General features: G+C 65.0%; 14 protein-coding genes, 1 tRNA gene and 1 pseudogene. 13 read left to right on the top strand and 3 right to left on the bottom strand.

Annotation, left to right across the window (positions count from 1 at the left end):
- Positions 1-8 precede the first annotated feature (8 nt).
- From pyrG to xerD, 3 genes are read left to right on the top strand one after another with little or no spacing between them, the layout of a single operon-like run.
- Positions 9-1,772: a CTP synthase gene (pyrG, locus tag AC5Y3Z_RS06715; RefSeq protein ID WP_463825294.1), complete on the top strand. Its 1,764-nt coding sequence runs from the start codon at positions 9-11 to the stop codon at positions 1,770-1,772.
- Positions 1,765-2,388 (top strand): NUDIX domain-containing protein, encoded by a 624-nt coding sequence (locus tag AC5Y3Z_RS06720; RefSeq protein ID WP_463825295.1) that lies wholly within the window; start codon positions 1,765-1,767, stop codon positions 2,386-2,388. Before pyrG ends, AC5Y3Z_RS06720 begins: the two co-directional genes overlap by 8 nt.
- 23 nt (positions 2,389-2,411) lie before the next feature.
- On the top strand, positions 2,412-3,326 hold the full coding sequence (xerD, locus tag AC5Y3Z_RS06725; RefSeq protein ID WP_463825463.1) for a site-specific tyrosine recombinase XerD: 915 nt from the start codon (positions 2,412-2,414) through the stop codon (positions 3,324-3,326).
- Positions 3,327-3,407: 81 nt separating this feature from the next.
- On the opposite strand, the gene AC5Y3Z_RS06730 is transcribed toward xerD, so the two are convergent.
- Entirely contained in the window at positions 3,408-4,160 is a 753-nt protein-coding gene (locus AC5Y3Z_RS06730) for an O-methyltransferase (RefSeq protein ID WP_463825296.1), read from the bottom strand.
- A 210-nt stretch (positions 4,161-4,370) separates the two neighbouring features.
- On the opposite strand from AC5Y3Z_RS06730, the gene AC5Y3Z_RS06735 reads away from it, so the two are divergent.
- The 8 genes from AC5Y3Z_RS06735 to AC5Y3Z_RS06770 all read left to right on the top strand — a co-directional run bounded on the left by AC5Y3Z_RS06735 (position 4,371) and on the right by AC5Y3Z_RS06770 (position 10,355).
- A complete protein-coding gene (locus AC5Y3Z_RS06735) occupies positions 4,371-5,234 on the top strand; it encodes a ParA family protein (protein ID WP_463825297.1) in 864 nt (287 codons plus the stop codon).
- On the top strand, positions 5,231-6,043 hold the full coding sequence (locus tag AC5Y3Z_RS06740; protein ID WP_463825298.1) for a segregation/condensation protein A: 813 nt from the start codon (positions 5,231-5,233) through the stop codon (positions 6,041-6,043). Before AC5Y3Z_RS06735 ends, AC5Y3Z_RS06740 begins: the two co-directional genes overlap by 4 nt.
- Entirely contained in the window at positions 6,036-6,725 is a 690-nt protein-coding gene (gene scpB / locus AC5Y3Z_RS06745) for an SMC-Scp complex subunit ScpB (protein WP_463825299.1), read from the top strand. Before AC5Y3Z_RS06740 ends, scpB begins: the two co-directional genes overlap by 8 nt.
- Positions 6,725-7,477: a pseudouridine synthase gene (locus AC5Y3Z_RS06750; RefSeq protein WP_463825300.1), complete on the top strand. Its 753-nt coding sequence runs from the start codon at positions 6,725-6,727 to the stop codon at positions 7,475-7,477. Before scpB ends, AC5Y3Z_RS06750 begins: the two co-directional genes overlap by 1 nt.
- Positions 7,474-8,151, top strand: a complete 678-nt coding sequence (cmk, locus tag AC5Y3Z_RS06755; RefSeq protein ID WP_463825301.1) for a (d)CMP kinase — start codon at positions 7,474-7,476, stop codon at positions 8,149-8,151. The genes AC5Y3Z_RS06750 and cmk overlap by 4 nt, the downstream gene beginning before the upstream one ends.
- The gene (gene der, locus AC5Y3Z_RS06760; RefSeq protein ID WP_463825302.1) at positions 8,148-9,548 is read left to right on the top strand and encodes a ribosome biogenesis GTPase Der; all 1,401 of its coding nucleotides are present in this window, start codon (positions 8,148-8,150) and stop codon (positions 9,546-9,548) included. Before cmk ends, der begins: the two co-directional genes overlap by 4 nt.
- Positions 9,549-9,632: 84 nt before the next feature.
- Positions 9,633-10,205, top strand: coding sequence for a hypothetical protein (locus tag AC5Y3Z_RS06765; RefSeq protein ID WP_463825303.1), 573 nt, complete (start codon positions 9,633-9,635; stop codon positions 10,203-10,205).
- A 76-nt stretch (positions 10,206-10,281) separates the two neighbouring features.
- Positions 10,282-10,355, top strand: a tRNA-Pro gene (locus AC5Y3Z_RS06770).
- A 366-nt stretch (positions 10,356-10,721) separates the two neighbouring features.
- On the opposite strand, the gene AC5Y3Z_RS06775 is transcribed toward AC5Y3Z_RS06770, so the two are convergent.
- Positions 10,722-12,056 carry a plasmid pRiA4b ORF-3 family protein gene (locus tag AC5Y3Z_RS06775; RefSeq protein WP_463825304.1) on the bottom strand — a complete coding sequence of 445 codons (1,335 nt, stop codon included), beginning with the start codon at positions 12,054-12,056 and terminating at the stop codon, positions 10,722-10,724.
- 296 nt (positions 12,057-12,352) lie between these two features.
- Positions 12,353-13,699, bottom strand: a pseudogene (locus AC5Y3Z_RS06780) (cation:proton antiporter).
- 256 nt (positions 13,700-13,955) lie between these two features.
- Between AC5Y3Z_RS06780 and AC5Y3Z_RS06785 the strand changes: the two are divergent.
- Together AC5Y3Z_RS06785 and AC5Y3Z_RS06790 are read left to right on the top strand one after the other, a co-directional pair.
- Positions 13,956-15,725 carry an NAD(P)/FAD-dependent oxidoreductase gene (locus AC5Y3Z_RS06785; RefSeq protein WP_463825305.1) on the top strand — a complete coding sequence of 590 codons (1,770 nt, stop codon included), beginning with the start codon at positions 13,956-13,958 and terminating at the stop codon, positions 15,723-15,725.
- A gap of 74 nt (positions 15,726-15,799) precedes the next feature.
- Positions 15,800-21,331 carry a type I polyketide synthase gene (locus tag AC5Y3Z_RS06790; protein WP_463825306.1) on the top strand — a complete coding sequence of 1,844 codons (5,532 nt, stop codon included), beginning with the start codon at positions 15,800-15,802 and terminating at the stop codon, positions 21,329-21,331.
- The last annotated feature ends 10 nt before the right edge of the window (positions 21,332-21,341 follow it).

Here is a 21,341-nt window from a genome sequence, read left to right on the forward strand (position 1 = left end):
TCGCCCAGTTGCGCAAGCATCCGCAGACTGCCACCAAGCACCTCTTCGTCAGCGGTGGGGTCGCGTCGTCACTGGGCAAAGGCTTGACCGCCAGCAGCCTCGGACAGTTGCTCACCGCCCGCGGACTGGCCGTGACCATGCAGAAACTCGACCCGTATCTCAATGTCGATCCGGGCACCATGAATCCGTTTCAGCACGGCGAGGTCTTTGTCACCGAGGACGGCGCCGAGACCGACCTCGACGTCGGACACTACGAACGCTTCCTCGACCGCGACCTGTCAGGTTCTGCGAATGTCACTACCGGACAGGTGTATTCGACGGTGATCGCCAAGGAGCGCCGTGGTGAATACCTCGGTGACACCGTTCAGGTCATCCCGCACATCACCGACGAGATCAAACGGCGCATCCTGGCCATGGCCGAACCGGACGCCGAAGGCAACCGTCCCGACGTCGTCATCACCGAGATCGGCGGCACCGTCGGTGACATCGAGTCGCAACCGTTCCTGGAGGCCGCCCGCCAGGTCCGTCACTACCTAGGCCGCGAGGACGTGTTCTTTCTGCACGTGTCGCTGGTGCCCTATCTGGCGCCGTCCGGGGAACTCAAGACCAAACCCACCCAGCACTCGGTGGCCGCGCTGCGCAGCATCGGTATCAGTCCGGACGCGTTGATCCTGCGCTGCGATCGGGTCGTTCCCGAGGCGCTGAAGAACAAGATCGCGTTGATGTGTGACGTCGACATCGACGGCGTCATCTCCACCCCGGACGCGCCCTCTATCTACGACATCCCCAAGGTGTTGCACCGCGAGGAACTCGATGCCTTCGTGGTCCGCCGGCTCAACCTGCCCTTCCGCGACGTCGACTGGACCGAATGGGACGACCTGCTGCGCAGGGTGCACGAACCCCACGACACCGTGCGAATTGCTCTGGTGGGCAAATACGTCGAACTCTCCGATGCCTACCTCTCGGTCAGCGAGGCGCTGCGCGCCGGTGGCTTCAAGCATCGCGCGAAGGTCGAAATCCATTGGGTGGCTTCCGATGACTGCGAGACTCCCAGCGGCGCCGCGCACGCGCTGGCCGACGTGCACGGGGTGCTGATCCCCGGCGGGTTCGGCATCCGCGGTATCGAAGGCAAGATCGGCGCCATCCGGCATGCGCGGGCCCGCGGGTTGCCGGTGTTCGGGTTGTGCCTCGGTCTGCAGTGCATCGTGATCGAAGCCGCCCGCTCGGTGGGGCTCACCGAGGCGAACTCGGCCGAGTTCGAGCCGGACACACCGGATCCGGTGATCTCCACGATGGCCGACCAGGAACACATCGTGGCCGGCGAGGCAGATCTGGGCGGCACCATGCGGCTAGGTGCCTATCCCGCTGTGCTGCAGGAAGATTCGATTGTCGCCGAAGCGTATGGTGCTACCTCGGTGTCCGAGCGGCACCGGCATCGCTACGAGGTGAACAACGCCTACCGGGAGAAGATCGCGGAGAGCGGCCTACGATTCTGCGGGACCTCACCGGACGGGCACCTGGTGGAATTCGTCGAGTACCCCCCCGATCAGCATCCGTTCGTCGTCGGCACTCAGGCACATCCGGAGCTGAAGAGCCGGCCCACCCGTCCGCACCCGTTGTTCGTCGCATTCGTCAAAGCGGCCATCGACTACAAGGCCGGCGAACTGCTGCCTGTCGAAATCCCGGAATATCCCGATCAGCATGCGCCCAACGGCAACGAGCATCGTGGCAGTGTCGGCCAACCGTTACCCGAACCCGTCACCCGTGGCTGAGCACGATTTCGAGACCGTAGCGTCCGAAACCCTTTATCAGGGTGCAATTTTCGCGTTGCGGCGCGACGAAGTCCGGATGCCCGGCGGCAACACCGCAAAACGGGAAGTGCTGGAGCACTACGGCGCCGTCGCGATCGTCGCGATGAACGACGACAACGAAATCGCGATGGTCTATCAGTACCGCCACACCTATGGTCGCCGGATATGGGAGTTGCCGGCCGGGCTGCTCGACGCGCCCGGCGAGGCACCGCACCGGACGGCGGAGCGCGAACTCGAAGAGGAGGTCGGCCTGCACGCCGACACCTGGCAGGTGCTGCTCGACGTCAACACCGCTCCGGGTTACAGCGACGAATCGGTGCGTGTCTATCTGGCCACCGGGTTGCGCGACATCGGGCGGCCCGAGGCGCAGGACGAGGAAGCCGACATGACCATGCGCTGGTATGCCGTCGACGACGCGGTGCAGCGGGTGCTGAGCGGGGAGATCGTCAATTCGATTGCCATCGCGGGGATTTTGGCGGCCCACGCCGTGCATGAGGGGTTGGCCCAGCCGCGCCCGCTGGACAGCCTGTGGCTGGACAAGCCCGGCGCTTTCGCCAAGCGCAAGGCAGGGCAGTGACGACGCTGACCCTCGATGATCAGATGCAGGGTTATCTCGACCATCTGACGATCGAGCGTGGCGTTGCGGCGAACACCTTGAGCTCGTACCGACGCGACCTGCGTCGTTACTCAAAGCATCTGGAAGAGCGTGGAATTCACGATCTGGCCAAGGTCGGTGAAAGCGACGTCAGCGAATTCCTGGTGGCGCTGCGACGCGGCGACCCGGAGTCCGGATCGGTAGCGCTGTCCGCGGTGTCGGCAGCGCGGGCGTTGATCGCGGTGCGCGGGCTGCACCGCTTCGCCGCCGCGGAGGGTTTGGCGGAACTGGATGTGGCGCGGGCGGTGCGACCGCCGACGCCGGGCCGCCGGTTGCCCAAGAGCCTGACCATCGACCAGGTGCTGGCGCTGCTGGAAGCCGCCGGCGGCGAGGACGCCGCGGACGGGCCGTTGACGTTGCGTAACCGCGCGCTGCTGGAATTGTTGTACTCCACCGGATCACGGATCTCCGAGGCAGTCGGCCTGGACGTCGACGACGTCGACACGCACGCCCGGTCGGTGTTGCTGCGGGGCAAGGGCGGTAAGCAGCGGCTGGTGCCGATCGGACGTCCGGCCGTGCAGGCGTTGGACGCCTACCTGGTGCGGGGACGTCCCGACCTGGCCCGACGCGGCCGCGGCACCCCGGCGATCTTTCTCAACGCCCGGGGCGGGCGGTTGTCCCGGCAGAGCGCGTGGCAGGTCCTGCAGGATTCCGCCGAGCGTGCCGGCATCACCTCAGGGGTGTCGCCGCACATGCTGCGGCACTCGTTCGCCACCCACCTGCTCGAGGGCGGTGCGGATGTCCGCGTGGTGCAGGAGTTGCTGGGCCACGCGTCGGTGACCACGACGCAGATCTACACGCTGGTCACGGTGCATGCGCTGCGCGAGGTATGGGCCGGCGCGCACCCCCGCGCCCAGTAGCTCCCTTACTCTCGCGAGCAGACGCAAAAGCCCCCTCTGACAGCGCAAATAAGGGGCTTTTGCGTCTGCTCGCGAGGGAACCTACCCCAGGAACTCGGACTCGAGCACCAGGTCGGACACCATGGACTGGTATTCCAGATGGGTCTTGTGCTCGACCGTTCGCCACGACTTGCCCTCTTGTTCGTGCATGTAGGCGCGATACTGCGGCGCACCCGGTACCCGGACATTGTCGGCGACGGCGATCGAGCCGGGATGCAGCCAGCCGCGGTCCACAATGCTCTGCAGGTCATCGAGGTACGCATCTTTGTCGTGATCGAGAAAGAGGAAATCGATTGCCCCAGAGGCGAATTGATGCTCACTGGCCAACACGTCCAAGGTGCGTCCGCCATCGCCGATGGTCCCGACCACACACGTCACCCGATCGGCCACGCCGGCATGACTCCAGATCCGGCGGGCGTTGGCGGCGTTGGCTTCGGCGAGCTCGACGGAGTACACCGCGGCGTTGGGGGCGGCCCGCGCAATTCGCAGCGCGCCGTAACCCAGGTAGGTGCCCAGTTCCAGGGCCAGCGCCGGATTGGTGCGCTTGACCGCCGCGTCGAGCAGCTGGCCCTTCTCGTCGCCGACGTTGATCAAGATGGACTTCTCGTAGGCGAACTTATCGATAGCGGCCAGCACACCGTCAAGATCCCCGGCGCGGGCGTTGTTCAGCACATAGTCCACGGCCGCAGCCTCGCGCCCGTCGCCGATCTGGCCGGTTTTGGTGATGTTGCGCGCACCGGTGGCCATCCGCCAGACCGACCACCGGAGCAGAGGTATACGTCGCTTCAGGTCCATAGTGACCCACCATAGGCCCACACCGTGCAGCACGATCGGCGTCGCTGCCGCGGTACAAATGTGACGGATGTGACTGTCGTGACTCCATCACCAATACGACGATAATTGCTGGTCGCGTCACCTGCGGGTCGGCCGGTACCGGCGGGGGCAGCCGTTAGACTTTCCAGCGATGTCCAACCAGGCGCCCGTCACCACCAGTCACGACCGGGTATGACCGACCGACCCGACAGCGGCCCGGAGATCGGCCTTACTGGCCGGCCGCCGCGGGCGATCCCGGACCCCCAACCGCTCACCGCCCACGGCCCGGCCAAAGTCGTCGCGATGTGCAACCAAAAGGGCGGCGTCGGCAAGACCACCTCGACCATCAATCTGGGTGCCGCCCTGGCCGAATACGGCCGACGGGTGTTGCTGGTGGATATGGACCCGCAGGGCGCACTGTCGGCGGGTCTCGGTGTGCCGCACTGGGAGTTGGACAAGACGGTCTACAACCTGCTGGTCGAGCCGCGGACGTCGATCGACAACGTGCTGATCAACACCCGGGTCAAGAACCTGGACCTGGTGCCCAGCAACATCGATCTGTCCGCCGCCGAAATCCAGCTGGTCAACGAAGTGGGCCGGGAGCAAACGCTGAACCGGGCACTGTACCCGGTGCTGGACCGCTACGACTACGTCCTCATCGACTGCCAGCCCTCGCTGGGGCTGCTCACTGTCAACGGATTGGCCTGCTCGGAAGGCGTGGTGATCCCGACCGAGTGTGAGTTCTTCTCGCTGCGCGGGCTGGCGTTGCTCACCGACACCGTGGACAAGGTGCGTGACCGGCTGAACCCCAAATTGGACATCAGCGGCATCCTGATCACCCGCTATGACCCGCGGACCGTCAACTCCCGCGAAGTGATGGCCCGTGTCGTCGAGCGGTTCGGTGATTTAGTGTTCGACACCGTGATCACCCGCACCGTGCGCTTCCCGGAGACCAGTGTCGCCGGCGAACCCATCACGACCTGGGCCCCCCGGTCCGGCGGCGCCGTCGCATATCGGGCCTTGGCGCGCGAGTTCATCGACCGATTCGGCGTGTGAACGCCGCACCCGAGAGCGGCTACTCGGATGGCTTTCGAGTCCGGCTGAACAACTTCGAAGGGCCGTTCGACCTGCTGTTGCAGCTCATCTTCGCGCACCGGCTCGATGTCACCGAGGTGGCGTTGCACCAGGTCACCGACGACTTCATCGGCTACACGAAGGCCATCGGCGCCCAGCTCGACCTCGAGGAGACCACCGCCTTCCTGGTGGTCGCGGCCACACTGCTGGATCTCAAGGCAGCCCGACTGCTGCCCACAGGTCAGGTCGACGACGAAGAAGACCTTGCTCTGCTGGAGGTGCGCGACCTGCTGTTCGCGCGGCTGCTGCAGTACCGCGCGTTCAAGCACGTCGCGGAGATGTTCGCCGAATTGGAGGCGACCGCGCTGCGCAGCTACCCCCGAGCGGTGTCGCTGGAGGATCGCTTCGCGAGCCTGCTACCAGAGGTGATGCTCGGCGTCGACGCCGCGAAGTTCGCCGAGATCGCGGCCATCGCGTTCACGCCGCGCCCGGTTCCGACGGTGGGCGTCGGGCATCTGCACGTGCAAACGGTGTCGGTGCCCGAACAGGCCCGGCACATTCTGGCGATGTTGGAGAGCCGGGGTAATGGGCAGTGGGCGTCGTTCTCCGAGTTGGTCGCCGACTGCACGGTGCCGGTCGAGATCGTCGGGCGCTTCCTGGCGCTGCTCGAACTGTATCGCTCTCGGGCGGTAGCATTCGACCAGTCCGAGCCCCTCGGCGTGCTTCACGTGTCGTGGACCGGGGAGCGGCCCAGCAGCGAAGTTTTATTAGAAACGCGAGACCATGACTGACCAGACGCCCGATCTGGACGCTGGCATCCCGGACATCGCTGAGCCGCTGGAACTTGATCCGGATGAACTCGGCCGAGTGCTGGAGTCGCTGCTGTTGGTGGTAGACACGCCGGTGACCGCGGAGGCCCTGGCGTCGGCGACCGAGCAACCGGTCTACCGGATCACCGCCAGATTGGAACAGCTGGCCGACGAACTCACCACGCGTGACAGCGGCATCGATCTGCGGCACAACAGCGAGGGCTGGCGGCTGTACACCCGCGCCCGGTTCGCGCCCTACGTCGAGAAGCTTTTGCTCGACGGTGCGCGGACCAAGCTGACCCGCGCCGCCCTGGAGACGCTGGCAGTGGTGGCCTACCGCCAGCCGGTGACGCGCGCGCGCGTCAGCGCGGTGCGCGGGGTGAACGTCGATGCGGTGATGCGTACGTTGTTGGCGCGCGGGCTGATCACCGAGGTCGGCAGCGACGAAGACACCGGTGCGATGACCTTCGCCACCACCGAATTGTTCTTGGAGCGTTTGGGATTGACCTCATTGACGGAATTGCCGGATATCGCGCCGCTGCTTCCCGACGTCGACACCATCGACGACATCAGCGACTCGCTGGACAGCGAACCCCGGTTCATCAAACTCGGCGGCGGCCCGTCGGCCGATCAGGCATTGAGCTTCGACGTGGATCACGACTGATGGTCGAATTCGAGGAGCCGCAGGGCACCCGCCTGCAAAAGGTGTTGTCGCAGGCGGGAATTGCGTCGCGGCGCGCAGCCGAGAAGCTGATCATGGAGGGTCGCGTCGAGGTGGATGGTCAGGTGGTGACCGAGCTGGGCACCCGGGTCGATCCGGACGCATCGGTGATCCGCGTCGACGGAGCCAGGGTCGTGCTCGACGACTCACTGGTCTATCTGGCCTTGAACAAGCCCCGCGGCATGCACTCCACCATGTCCGACGACCGCGGCCGGGCCTGCATCGGCGACCTGATCGAGCGAAAGGTCCGCGGCAACAAGAATCTTTTCCATGTGGGTCGGCTGGACGCCGACACCGAAGGCCTGATTCTGTTGACCAATGACGGCGAACTGGCGCACCGGTTGATGCACCCCTCGCACGAGGTCCCGAAGACTTACCTTGCCACCGTGACGGGTTCGGTGCCGCGGGGACTGGGCAAGCAGCTGCGCGCCGGAATCGACTTGGACGATGGTCCGGTCCGGGTCGACGATTTCGCGGTGGTCGACGCGATACCCGGCAAGTCGCTGGTGCGGGTGACGCTGCACGAAGGACGCAACCGCATCGTGCGACGCATGCTGGCCGCAGTGGGTTATCCGGTGGAAGCGTTGGTGCGCACCGACATCGGCGCGGTGACGTTGGGCAAGCAGCGTCCCGGTTCGGTGCGGGCGTTACGGCAGGACGAGATCGGGCAACTGTATAAGGCGGTGGGATTGTGACGGTTGTCGCCATCGACGGTCCTGCCGGTACCGGAAAGTCCTCCGTCGCAAGGGGATTGGCGCGTGGGTTGGATGCCCGCTTCCTCGACACCGGGGCGATGTACCGGATCGTGACGCTGGCCGTGCTGCGCCAGGGCATCGATCCCGCTGATACTCAGGCAGTCGGCGAATGCGCCTCAAAGGTGCAGTTGTCGGTGGGATATGACCCGGGTGCCAGCAGCTTTCGACTCGCCGGAGAGGATGTGTCGTCGCAGATCCGCGGTGACGACGTCACCCGCGCGGTGTCGGCGGTGTCGGCGGTGCCCGCTGTGCGTACCCGACTGGTCGATCTGCAGCGCCAGCTGGCGCAAGCACCGGACACCATCGTGGTCGAGGGGCGCGACATCGGCACCGTGGTGTTCCCCGACGCGTCGGTCAAGATCTTCCTGACCGCCTCGGCGGAAACCCGCGCGGAGCGACGCAATGCGCAGAACGTCAAGGCGGGCCTGCCCGACGACTACGAGGCGGTGCTGGCCGATGTGCGCCGCCGCGACCACCTCGATTCCACCCGAACGGTGTCCCCGCTGCGTGCGGCCTCGGATGCGATCATCGTCGACACCAGCGACATGACCGAGGATCAGGTGATCGCGCACCTGCAGGATCTGGTGACTCAGCGAAGCGAGGCCACGCGATGACCGAGGACGGCATCTGGTCTGACGAAAGCGACTGGGAATTAAGCGATTCCGAGCTGGACGAGTTCGCCGAATCGGGACCTGCACCCGTCGTTGCGATCGTCGGGCGACCTAACGTCGGCAAGTCGACGTTGGTCAACCGCATCATCGGGCGACGTGAGGCGGTGGTGCAGGACGTGCCCGGGGTGACTCGGGACCGGGTGTCCTACGACGCGTTGTGGACCGGTCGCCGGTTCGTCGTCCAGGACACCGGGGGATGGGAGCCCGACGCCAAAGGCCTGCAGCAGTTGGTCGCTGAGCAGGCCTCGGTCGCCATGCGCACTGCCGACGCAGTGATCCTCGTCGTCGACGCCACCGTGGGCGCTACCGCCGCGGACGAGGCCGCCGCGCGCATCCTGCAGCGTGCCGGAAAGCCGATTTTCCTGGCCGCCAACAAGGTTGACAGCGACAGAAGCGAATCCGACGCCGCCGCGCTGTGGTCGTTGGGACTCGGCGAGCCCCACGCGATCAGTGCCATGCACGGTCGCGGGGTCGCCGACCTGCTGGACGCGGTGCTGGCGGCGCTGCCCGAGGTGGCCGAGGCGGGGTCGCAGAGCGGCGGACCGCGACGGGTCGCCCTGGTCGGCAAGCCCAACGTCGGCAAGAGCTCGCTGTTGAACAAGCTGGCCGGCGATCAGCGTTCGGTGGTGCACGACGCCGCCGGCACCACCGTCGACCCGGTGGACTCGCTGATCGAGCTGGACGGCAAGGTGTTTCGCTTCGTGGACACGGCCGGGCTGCGGCGCAAGGTCGGGCAGGCCAGCGGCCACGAGTTCTATGCCTCGGTGCGCACCCACGGGGCCATCGATGCCGCCGAGGTGGTGATCGTGCTGATCGACGCCTCCCAGCCGCTGACCGAGCAAGACCTGCGGGTGCTGTCGATGGTGATCGAGGCCGGGCGGGCGCTGGTGCTGGCCTACAACAAATGGGACCTGGTCGACGAGGACCGCCGGGATCTGCTGGACCGGGAGATCGACCGCGAGCTGGTGCAAGTGCGTTGGGCGCAGCGGGTCAACATCTCCGCCAAAACGGGCCGGGCGGTGCAGAAACTGGTGCCGGCGATGGAGAACGCTTTGGCGTCCTGGGACACCAGGATTGCCACCGGTCCGCTGAACAGTTGGATCAAGGAGATCGTCGCGGCCACCCCGCCGCCGGTGCGCGGCGGCAAGCAGCCGCGCATCCTGTTCGCCACTCAGGCCGCCGCTCGACCACCGACGTTCGTGCTGTTCACCTCGGGCTTCCTGGAGGCGGGCTACCGGCGATTCCTGGAGCGGCGGCTGCGTGAGACGTTCGGGTTCGAGGGGAGTCCGATCCGGATCAATGTGCGGGTGCGGGAGAAGCGGGGTGCGCGGCGCCGCTGAAAGCTGGGAAACCGCCGACGTTGGCTCCGCCGCCACCGGATCTGGTTGGGTTCGTTTCGGCGCTCAGCGAGGCCGGTTCGGCCATTGGCGAGCTTGATCGAGCCGGACGTGCGGGTGTTGGTCAACCTGGGCTACGGCAGCCCGCACCAGGGGTGGTCGACCGGACCGCCCAATGTGCCTCCGTTCGGGCGGCTCCCGCCGCTCGCCCCGGGGGAGGTCACCGGCGCGCTGGTGGGCGGTGCGCAGCAGGGCGTTGGCGATTTCGCCCGGGAAGTCCAGGCGGTGGTGTCCAACGCGTCACTGTCGAGCCTGCTGGATTCGCTTCCGCAGCCGTCACTCGGGGTGATCGAGCGCATCCTCGCCTCACCGACCGGCGCCGTCAACACCGTCGCCAGCGCGGTCGCCGGCGGCTATTCGGTCGTGCTGCCCACTGCCGACTTCGCGACGACGGCGCTGCTCTCCCTGCCCGCCTACGATGTCTCGCTGTTCGCCGACGGGTTGGGACAAGCCCTCGCCGGCGACCCGGTTGGGCTGATCAACGCAATCGGCAATCCGATTGCCGCTGATGTCGGCTTGTTCTCGATCGCCGCGGGTTTTGAAACGCTGGTGCTGGTCTCGGCGGCGCAGTCGATCCTCTCAGACCTCAGCAGTTTGTGACCGTCGCAGGGCCTGGCGGTCTCGCGTTGATGCTGCGGTAGGATTTCGACCTGCTGCCGGTTGACGCCGGCAGTGGCGGGCTGTGGCGCAGTTTGGTAGCGCACTTGACTGGGGGTCAAGTGGTCGCAGGTTCAAATCCTGTCAGCCCGACGCAGATCAGAGCATTTTGATCAGCCGGTTCAGTGGCATGCCTCGGTCATGCCCCGACTTTGAGCGTCGGTACGGGCCGTCGCTGGTCCTGACCCGTGTGTTTTTGCGTGGCGGTGGCAACAATCCTGCCGGGGAGCCCCATCTATGCGCAGATCAACGACACCTTTTGAGGCATCGGCGGGGTGACCCGTAGATCCGTGCACTGTTGCCAGCGCACGTCAGGACGGTTTCGGCACCCGTTCCCCAGTTACTCTTGGCGTCTAATACCCCGCAGAACCTCACTCCAACCCTGACACCGGGCAGGGTCAACACGATGACGCCGAAGTGGTGCGCATCAGGCTCGCAGACGTGCTTCGGTGGATACGGTCAACTCCCGCCGAGCGCCCGACGCGCCAGCGCCGCTGCCGCGGGACTCACGATGTCCCCACGCATCCAGGTGACGGGCTGATCGGTCACGTTGATCAGGACATCAAAGACGGGGAGTTGGCGCAGGGCGGCTGCAGAAACAGGCCGACCGTCGGCGTGGCGCCAATCGAGTTCGGTCAGCAACGCCGCCACCTTCTCGAACGGCAATGCGGAGTCGGTCGAAGCCGCCGCAAAGGCCAGCATGAGCAGGGTGGCTTGCGTTTCAAACGTCATGTCGGACTTGGGGATCAGCCGACCGGCCAAATGGTCCCACAGTCTGTCGGGGTCACGCTGGGCCGCTGTCCCAGCCTTGGTCAATAGCAACGTTCCCTTGTGCTTGCGCAACAACCCCAAAGACTGCACGCCCTGGCGGAATCGCAGCAGCGGGTCGCAGTCGATCTCGCGATAGCGTTTGCCGATCCAATCATGCATTGCGGGAACGACTTTGGAGGATTCCCCGACATCAACCGGCTTGAGATACCCAGCGCTCGTCAGCGCAATGCCGCCGTCCTTCGCGCGGTCCAGGAACCAGTTGTACGGCCGCAAATTATCGGGCAAATCAACCGCATCCAGCGACTGCGGGCCGATCAGCGTGAGCGCCGCCACCGTCAGGTCGTCACCGTAAGGGGTGTAGGTGAGCCGGTGAACCAGCTCGACCAGACGCTCATCGATGCCGGCTTCACGCAGCACAAAGTACGCGCTGTCGAAGCCCCCGTTGACCCTTCCCAGATCAAAGAACGCAGGGTCGGCCAGCACCTGGGAAAGGCTGTCGGAGTCGACCAGATGCCCGCAGTCCTCTGGCGGTGCCGCGCGCTCACCGTCTACGACAACCGCTGCGGGACAGCCGGTTTCGGCAGCGCAGACCTCTTCCAGGCGCAGCGTCAGCTCCCAGTTGTCGCCGTAATCGTAGAGGTAGTGCAGGACATCACCGGGCTCGCTGAGGGTTTCGTCGAGCCGAGTGTCGGCGGCGGGCAGACCGTCATCGTCTTCGTCGGGCCACTCCTTGTTGTCCACGTCGTACGGGCACAGGAACAGCTGGCTGTGATGGTCGAAGGCGCCACCGCCGAGTGAGAAGCGGTGCAGGTGCGAGTCGGTCCAGTCGAACGCCACCTGAAGGACTTGGTGCACCAGGTCCAGCGTCAGATTCGAGCGCAGATCTAGGCGCCGCCAGATCGTTGGATCGCTGTCGTCGAGGTGCACCCGGATCCGGTAGACCACGTCATCTCGTCGCCGAGCGCGACGCAGATCAGGGCGTGACGACTGCTGCGGAACCAGGCGAAGGTACGGACGCCCCATGCGACCCACCTTAGTGCCGGTGCCGCGCCGATCAGGACACCCGTTGGGTATGCCGTGATCGGTTGGCCGCGTAGCAGTTTTCCCACATCACGTAGCCGATTACGCAGGCGCCTTTCTTCGGGACACGGGTCAGCACATCGGCCGTCGGGCAAAATTGCTTGGCAAGGTGATCTTCTGGTGCTGCCGCAGGAAAGAAATGATTTCTCTGCTCATGTTTACCGGTGCCAGTTCGGCGCGGATGCTGAACGCGGCAGCGGCGGAACCCGGTTGATGCGAGGTTTGACTGTACGGCCCGGTCAGTGATGCGGCGGCCGCTCGTCCCACAGCCTGCCTTCGTCGGATGCCTCCCGCATCTGCTCCTCATCACTGAACCGCTCGAAGTCCTCCGGCGTGACCCGCGGCCGTGGCCGATTTGGCGCAGAAGGTGGTGGGGTGGAGGATTCGGCAGGCATGAGTTCGATTGTCTCTCGGCGGGTAAGCTCGCTCACCCGGTATCGCCCATAGACCAACTCGAATATCGGCGTGGCCATCAGCGTGGTGATGATCGCCACCAGCACCAACATGGTGAACAGCGTGGGCGTGATAATGCCTGCTTCCAGCCCGATATTGAGCAGGATGAGCTCGATCAGCCCGCGGGCATTCATCAATGAACCCAGCGCGACGGACTCGCGCAACGGCACCTTGTTCAGGCGCGCAGCCAGTGTGCAGGCAATCCCTTTCCCCGCAATGGAGATCACCAGGATTCCCAGGGTCACCGCCCACAGCGTTGGACTGTTGACCAGTCCGATCTGGGTGTTCAGCCCCGAATACACGAAGAACAGAGGCAGCAGGAAGGTGGTTACAAGCGGTTCGAGGCTGGCCGTGAGATGTCGCGCGAAAAATCCGGAGGGCATGGCGACACCAAGAATGAAGGCGCCGAAAATGGCGTAGATCCCAATGGTGTCGGTGAACCACGCACATGCCATCAGAAGAATCAATACCGCGCTGAGCGTGGGCGCGCTGACGGTGTTCTGGCGTTCAGAGATGGTTCCCAGCCTGGACAGCATGCGCCGTCCGACCGTCAGCACCAGCGACGTGTACACAATGCCACCGACTATCGCCACCACAGCCAGCGTGGGATTGCCCCGGTGAATGGCCAGCACCGTCGCCAAGATGCACCAGGACAGCGCATCGTCGGCGGCGCCGCACGCCAGTGCGAGGGTGCCCAACGGGGTGCCGGAAAGTCGTTGTTCGAAGATGATCCGGGCGAGCATGGGAAACGCGGTGGTCGCGATCGACGCGCCGAGAAACATCATCGCCATCACCGGGGTGACGCCTTTTTCGAAGAATGTTCCGCTCGCCAGCAGCGGCCCAGCGACCAGCGCCCCCAGCGCGAGCGGGGTGAGGATGCCGGCCGCGGAGACGGCCGCGGCGGTGCCGGCGCGATGTTTGATCAGGTTGACGTCGAAGTTCAGCCCGATCAGGAACATCTAGAGCACCAGCCCGATCTGCGCCGCCGTGTAGAGCACGACGTTGGCCTGACCCGGAGGAAACAGGTCGTGTTGCACCCCGGGGGCAATGCGTCCCAGCAGTGAGGGGCCGAGCAGCACGCCGGCAAGCATCTCGCCCACGACTTGTGGTTGACCGAGTCGCTGCGCCAGCATTCCGACAATTCGACAGGTCCCCAGAATCACCGCCAGTTCCAGAAAGAAATGTATGGCAGTTGCTGCAGGCACAGGTCACGTCTCCTGGTTCGAAATGCGGGTAGCAACAGTTCGGGACCATGTCCAGCGATCTGTCGGATGCGGCAGCAGAACCCCTGTCGACGACGGCTTGCCTTCACCGGGTGAATGAATGCGGCTTGGTGTAACTTCTTAAATATTAAGTAATTGACTGAACCCGCGTGTGTGAGGGGGCCGTATGGATGTACGAACAGAGCTTTCGCAACTCAGCCCCGAAGCACGAGAAGCTCTGGCCCACCGGATCAGAGCGCGCCTTTCCCATACGGACGCCGCTGCCCCTGACTACGAGGTCGCCGTCATCGGCGGCGGGGTCGCAGCCCTCACTCTGGCACTGGAAATGAAGATCGTCCGCCCACAAACGCGGATCCTCATCATCGAACCGAACCCGCATCCGGTACCGGAGATCACCCACACGGTCGGCGAGTCCACAGTCGAGATCGCCGCCCACTACCTCAGGGACCGGCTGGGCCTGGCCGACCATCTGCGGGATTCCCAGCTCCGCAAGATGGGCTTGCGAATGTTCTTCTCGAACGCGGGGAACACCGACATCGCCCAACGGGTCGAGCTCGGCAGCTCCACCTTCACACCCCAGGTGACCTATCAAATCGACCGCGGCAGGTTGGAGAACGAGCTGAACCGTCGGTGCCTGACCCAAGGCGTCGAAATCGTCTGTGGCCGAGTGCGATCCGTGAATTTCGGCCACGGCACCGGTTCCCACACCGTGACATTTCAGCACGGCGACGCGACCACTGAGACGACGGCTCGCTGGGTGGTCGATGCGTCGGGCCGGAATCGGGCGTTGCCGCGACAACTGGATCTGCGCCGGGCCAACGAACACAACTGCAACGCGGTATGGCTACGCATCGGCATGGAGATCGACATCGGCCAGTGGAGCGACGACCAGAACTGGCACGCCCGCTTGGTCGAGGGCGACCGGGCCTTGTCGACCAATCACTTGATGGGTGAGGGGTATTGGGTCTGGCTCATCCGACTCGCTTCCGGAGCGACCAGCGTGGGCATCGTCGCCGACCCGGTGGCGCACCCGTTCCACACTTTCAACACGCTCGCGAAAGCTCGGGCGTGGCTGAGCGAGCACGAACCGCAATGCGCCGCGGTGCTGGCCGAGCACGAGCACCTGATCAAGGACTTCAGGGTGATGAAGCACTACAGCCACGGCGCGAACAAGATCTTCGACGGACGTGACCGTTGGTGTCTCACCGGCGATTCAGGAGTGTTCCTGGACCCGCTGTATTCGTCGGGACTGGACCTGGTCGCCATCGGCAATGGCCTGATCACCGACATGATCACCCGGGACCTCGACGGCGAAGACGTGGTCGCACGTTCCGGAATCAGCGACTCGCTGTTCCGTTCGCTGACCGACATGTGGCTTGCCGTGTACTGCAACCAGTACCCGCTGATGGGTTCACCCGCTGTGATGTCGGCCAAGGTGATCTGGGACATCGCGTTCTACTGGGGCTTCCTGGGGTTGCTGTACAGCAATGGCCGTTTCGTCAGTGTCGCCGATGATCCCGAAGTCGTACCGCATTTGCAGGGGCTGATCGACCTCAGCAATCGCGTGCAACGGTTCTTCCGGGAGTGGGCAGCAGTGGAACAGTCTTCTCCCGCATCAGGTTTCGTTGACTTATTCGCACCGCTGCAATTCATGGTCACGCTGCACACCGCCATGATGGGCGTTGCCTCTGACTTCCGCGCGCAATTCGACGCCAATGCCCAATTATTGCGCCAGCTGGCGGGCCAGTTGGCCGAGACCGTGATCGCACAACATCGCGACAGGTTTGCCGACGACGATGTCATGCGACAGGTGCAGGCGTGGCAACGGGATTCCTTTCTGCAGGAGCTGCGCGCCATCTACCGCCGTGAGCAACCGGGCAACCCGGTCAGTCAGGACTGGATTCTCGGCACCACACCCGCACTCGAATTCAGTTGACCCAGAACAAACACGAGATCCGGTTGCGCGGTGCCGGTCGGGTATCGCGGCGGCCCGACAGGGGAGAGGTGAACATGTCTGCCGAACACGTCACTCGAAAGCCCTTGGCGATTGTGGGGATCGGGTGTCGTTTCCCGGGCGACGCGCACACACCGGACACTTTCTGGCGGCTGCTGTGCAACGAGACCGACGCCACCCGCACGGTCCCGCAGACCCGGTGGAACGCAGCCAAATACTACGATCCAAACCCGGCGAAAGTCGGCAAGATGGTCACCCGCCGAGGCGGGTTTCTCGATGAGATAGACCAATTCGATCCCCAGTTCTTCGGCATCTCGCCCCGCGAGGCGAACTTGCTCGATCCGCAGCAGCGTCTGCTGCTGCAGACCACCTGGGAAGCGTTGGAGGACGGGGGGATACCCGCGGAGGCGTTGGCCGGCAGCAAGGTCGGTGTCTTCATGGGTGGTTTCACTCTCGACTACCAACTCCTGCAAAACCAGGGTCGTACCAGTCGCTTCCGATTCAAGACCCATTCCGCCACCGGCATGATGATGACGATGCTCGCCAACCGCATCTCCTACGCATTCGACTTCCGTGGCCCGAGCATGACGATCGACACGGCCTGCTCGAGTTCGCTGGTCGCCGTACACCTTGCGGCACAAAGCATCTGGAACGGTGAGTGCGATCTCGCCCTGGCCGGCGGCGTCAACATCATGATCGGGCCCAACACGGCGATCGCGGAATCGAAGAGTGGGTTCCTCAGCCCGGACGGGCGCTGCAAAGCATTCGACCAATCCGCTGACGGCTACGCGCGCGGCGAAGGCGGCGCGGTGGTGGTGCTCAAACTCCTCGAGCACGCTCTGCGCGACAGCGATGACATCTATGCGCAAGTCCTCGGCACCGCCGTGTCGCAGGACGGCCACACCGACGGCATCACCGTACCCAGCGCTGACGCGCAGCAGGCGGCGATCACGACAGCGCTGCAACGAGCCGGCGTCGAGCCCAACGACGTCGGGTACGTGGAGGCGCACGGCACCGGTACTCCGGTCGGCGATCCTGTCGAGGTCCGTGCCCTGGCCAACGCGCTCGCGTCCGACCGGCCCCCCGCAGATCCGCTGCTGATCGGATCGGTGAAGACCAACATCGGACACCTGGAGGCCGGCGCCGGGGCGGCCGGCCTCATCAAGGCCGCGCTGGTGCTCAGACACAGTTACATCCCCGCCAACCTGCATCTGGAAAACCCCAGCAGTCACATACCTTTGGCGGAATTCGGCGTCGAGATACCGCGCACCGGGCGCGCGTTTCCCGTCGGCAAACGGCGGGTGGCCGGCGTCAACTCCTTCGGCTTCGGGGGCAGCAACGCCCACATCGTGCTCGCCGAGCCGCCCGCCCCGGCCGGTATCCAAGGCCCACCTCGGCGGAACCGGCCGGCCATACTGCCGATCTCGGCACGCGCCGAGGAGGCCCTGGCGGCGCAGGCCCACCAGTTGGCGGCGCACCTGAACGCCCACCCGGATACCACCCTGCACGATCTCGGCTACACGTTGAGCCGGCGGCGCTCTCACCTCAACTATCGCCGCACCCTGGTCGCGGGCAGCATCGCCGAAGCGCGGGAACAACTCCAGGCCCTCTCCGACGCTGTCCCCGTCGGCCGCACCCCGATCGCGCCGAAGCTGGCCTACGTCTGCACCGGGATGGGCCCTCAGTGGTGGCGGATGTGCCGCGACCTGCTGGACTCCTATCCGGCCTTCACCGAGAGTTTGTTGCGCACCGATCGCGAACTCGCCCAGCACACCAACTGGTCTCTGCTGGACGAGCTTCGATCCGATGAAGGTCATTCGCGGATGAGCGAAACCGAGGTCGCGCAACCTGCCAACTTCGCCATCCAGGTCGCACTGGCCGAACAACTTCGCGAGTTCGGCGTCACCCCCGACGCGGTGATCGGACACAGCGCCGGGGAAGTCGCCGCCCACTACCTTGCCGGTGTCCTCACCTTCGAGCAGGCGGTCCAGGTGATCTTCCACCGCAGCAGGCTTCAGCAACGCACCAGCGGGCTGGGCCGGATGCTCGCCGTCGGACTCAGTGCCGAGTCGCTCACCCAGACCATCGATATCGCAACATTTGACGAGCGGGTATCCATCGCCGCGATCAACAGCCCGTCCGCGGTCACCGTCGCCGGCGATCGCGACGTGCTGGACGACATCGCCCGCCACTTGGACGAACTCGGGATCTTCAACCGATTGCTCACCGGCAAGGTGCCCTATCACACGCACTACATGGACAGGGTCAAAGACGACCTGTGCACCGCGCTGGACACGTTGTCGCCACAGGCCGCGGCCATCCCGCTGTACTCCACCGTCACCGGGGAACGACTGGACCACTACCCTTCCGGCGCCGGTTACTGGTGGCAGAACACCCGCGCCACCGTCCTTTTCGAACCCGCGCTGCGTCGCATGCTCGAGGACGGCTACACCCACTTCGTCGAACTTGGCCCACATCCCGTCCTCGCGGCATCGATCGCCGAGATCGGCCGAAGCCGGCAGCTCGACGTGAAGGTCCTGGCCAGCCAACGACGCAACGAGGACGACAGCCGTACCCTGTTGAACTGCGTTGGCGCTCTGCATTGTCACGGTCACTCGGTCGCCTGGGACGTGCTCTATCCCCAGACGGGTGCGCGGCTGCTGAAGCTGCCGTCCTACCCGTGGCAGAACAAGCGGTACTGGAACGAAACTCAGGAAGCGGCCGAGGACCTGCACTACCACCCGGTGCACCCGCTGCTGGGGCAACCGGTCAGCGCCGTGCACCCGACCTGGGAGGCCGAGCTGAACACCACCATCGCGCCCTTCCTCGCCGATCATCAGGTGCAGGGAAGTGTCGTGGTGCCCGCGGCGGTATATATCGAGATCGCCCTGGCGGCAGGAAAAGAAGCGTATGGATCGAGCGACTACAGCGTTGTCGACCTCTCGCTGCACCGTGCCCTGATCCTGGACGCAACCTGCGATCCAATCCTGCGGACCACCCTCAACCGGGACACCGGCGCTATCGAGTTCGCCGCGTTCACAGCCACCGCCGGCGGAGAAATGAGCTGGACGATCACCGCGACAGCAGCGCTGAATACGTTGTCGCGCGCCCCTGGCCGCGACGACAACGCCAGCAGCACCGAGCAGGCGACAACGATCGACGGCGACGAGTTCTACACCCGAGCCCGCGCCGCGGGGTTCGACTACGGCGAGGCGTTTCAGACCGTTACCGGCATCACCTCCGGAGACGGGTGGGCCATCGCCCAGATCAGCTTGCCCGCCACGATCATTCAGGACGTGGATGCCTACCGCTTCCACCCGGCACTCATCGACGGCGCCTTCCAGACATTGCTCGGCACACCGCTGTACAGCCAGAACAACGATGGCAGTCCCTACCTGCCGACCCGAATCCGGCGCAGCGCCATCTACGGTCCCCCCGAGAAAGTCATGGCCGTACACGCACGTGTCACCTCGGCAACCACCGACGAGATCGAATGCGACCTCACGATCACCGGCGACGACGGCGAACCCCTGGCCGCGATCCACGGCTTCACCGTGCAATCGCTGAGCGCGTCATCGCGGATGTCGCCCGAACGGGTGGACAAGGGACTCTACGAGATTCAATGGGTCGCGCAGACCGAAACGAGGCCCGCCGCCAACGCGTCGGTGCCCGACAGCTCGTCCTGGCTCGTCTTGCTCGACCTCGACGGCATAGGAACCGCCCTGGTCGAACAACTGCACCGCAGTGGTCAACGGGTCCAGACGGTCATCTACCAGCCCGTCAGCGGACTGACCGAGATCGACGGCGGCTATGCGCTGGACCCGCGGCATCCGGAACAATTTCAGCAACTGCTCGATAGACATCTGGAGAAAGAAGGCAGCCTCGCCGGCGTCATCAACCTGTGGCCGCTGGACATCTGCGCGGACACCGGATCCACCGAAACACATTACCGGATCGGTGTTTTCACGATTCTGCACCTCATCCAGTCCTTCGCCGCACACGACGCCATCCAGCCCCGCCTCTACGTGATCACCGGCAAAGCGCAACCGGCGCCGGACACCGATGCGATCGCCGTCGACCAGGCCGCCATCTGGGGACTCGGACGGGTCGTCGGTCACCAAGAATTGGCCGGCCAGTGGGGAGGACTCATCGACATCGACGATGCCGGTGATCGCGAGCAGACGGCGTTGCGTGTCTGCCAACACATTCTGGCCGACAACCTTGATGACCAGGCCGAGGATCAGATCGTCATCCGCGGAGACGTGACGTATGTGCCGCGGCTGCGCCCGAGCCAGAGCCTGACCGAGCCATTCCCCACCAAACTCACGCCCGACGCGACCTATGTGGTCACCGGTGGGCTCGGAGCTCTCGGGCGCACGGTCGCGAGGTATCTCGCCGAACGCGGAGCCCGTCACATCGTGCTGCTCAGCCGCAGTGAGATCCCGCCGAGAAACCAATGGTCGTCGATACTTCCTGGGCACCGGCATCACGACACCGTCAGCAACCTGGCACAAATCGAGCGCCTCGGTGCCCAGGTGAGCACTGCCCGGGTCGACATCACCGACGCCGATCAGGTGCAATCGTGGCTCAGTGACCACGTCCGGCAAGGCGGCCGGCCGGTGCGTGGAATCGTGCACGCCGCGGGATGTGTCAACGATCAGCTCCTGGTGAACATGACCGAACCGGACTTCACGCGGGTCATGGCTCCGAAGGTCACCGGTACCCGGGTGCTGCACAACGCTTTTCGCGGTCACGACCTGGAGTTCTTCGTCCTGTTCGGGTCCGCCGGCTCGGTTATCGCCGCACCCGGTCAAGGAAACTATGCTGCCGCCAATGCTTTCCTCGACGCATTCGCGCACCTGCGGCAGGCCGAGGGACTGCCCGCTCTCACCATCGGGTGGGGTCCGTGGTCAGTGGGAATGGTCGAAGAGCTGAAGCTGGAAAAGGTCTACGCCCAGCGCGGCATCGAGCTCATCACGCCCGCCGCCGGCGCCCGGATCCTCGATCGGCTCATCACGCAGAGGACCCCCAACGTGGTCGCGATCAGCGCCGACTGGATGCGAGCCCGTCGCGCCGGCTTCGGCGGCCGGCTTCCCGCAATGTTCGCCGATCTGGGAACGACCGAAGCGACGGTCGATCAGGACCCCGACACCACGATGATCGACTCGCTGACCGGCCGCCCCGAAGCCGAGAGACTCGAGGCGGTGGCAGACCACGTTCGGCAGGTGGTGGCCGCCGTCTTCGAAGTCGCGGCTGGCGATATCGGCCCCGACGACATCCTCAACGACATCGGCCTGGACTCGATGATGGCCATGGATTTCCGGGCCCGGATCAGTGCGATGTTCGGTATCGAACTTCCGGTGCTGGAACTGCTCAGAGGTGTCAGCGTCAACTCGCTGGCCGCGCGGATACTGGCCGACCTGCATCTGGACGGCGCCAGCTCGTTGCCGGACACCGAACCGCAACCGGAGCCGCGCGCTGCGGACGACGTGGAGCATCTCCTGGAAAGCCTGTCCGACGCCGACCTGCGGGCATTGCTGGCTGAACTTGAGCAATCACCTGACGGTCCCGAGCCGGGACGTTCGTAGTGGTGAATTC

Source organism: Mycobacterium sp. NGS61, from assembly GCF_059812325.1.

Excerpts from the sequence above, each read along its gene's own strand:
- xerD (WP_463825463.1), top strand. The coding sequence starts at position 2,412 with ATGCAGGGTTATCTCGACCATCTGACGATCGAGCGTGGCGTTGCGGCG.
- AC5Y3Z_RS06730 (WP_463825296.1), bottom strand. The coding sequence starts at position 4,160 with ATGGACCTGAAGCGACGTATACCTCTGCTCCGGTGGTCGGTCTGGCGG.
- AC5Y3Z_RS06735 (WP_463825297.1), top strand. The coding sequence starts at position 4,371 with ATGACCGACCGACCCGACAGCGGCCCGGAGATCGGCCTTACTGGCCGG.
- scpB (WP_463825299.1), top strand. The coding sequence starts at position 6,036 with ATGACTGACCAGACGCCCGATCTGGACGCTGGCATCCCGGACATCGCT.
- AC5Y3Z_RS06750 (WP_463825300.1), top strand. The coding sequence starts at position 6,725 with ATGGTCGAATTCGAGGAGCCGCAGGGCACCCGCCTGCAAAAGGTGTTG.
- der (WP_463825302.1), top strand. The coding sequence starts at position 8,148 with ATGACCGAGGACGGCATCTGGTCTGACGAAAGCGACTGGGAATTAAGC.
- AC5Y3Z_RS06775 (WP_463825304.1), bottom strand. The coding sequence starts at position 12,056 with ATGGGGCGTCCGTACCTTCGCCTGGTTCCGCAGCAGTCGTCACGCCCT.
- AC5Y3Z_RS06785 (WP_463825305.1), top strand. The coding sequence starts at position 13,956 with ATGGATGTACGAACAGAGCTTTCGCAACTCAGCCCCGAAGCACGAGAA.
- AC5Y3Z_RS06790 (WP_463825306.1), top strand. The coding sequence starts at position 15,800 with ATGTCTGCCGAACACGTCACTCGAAAGCCCTTGGCGATTGTGGGGATC.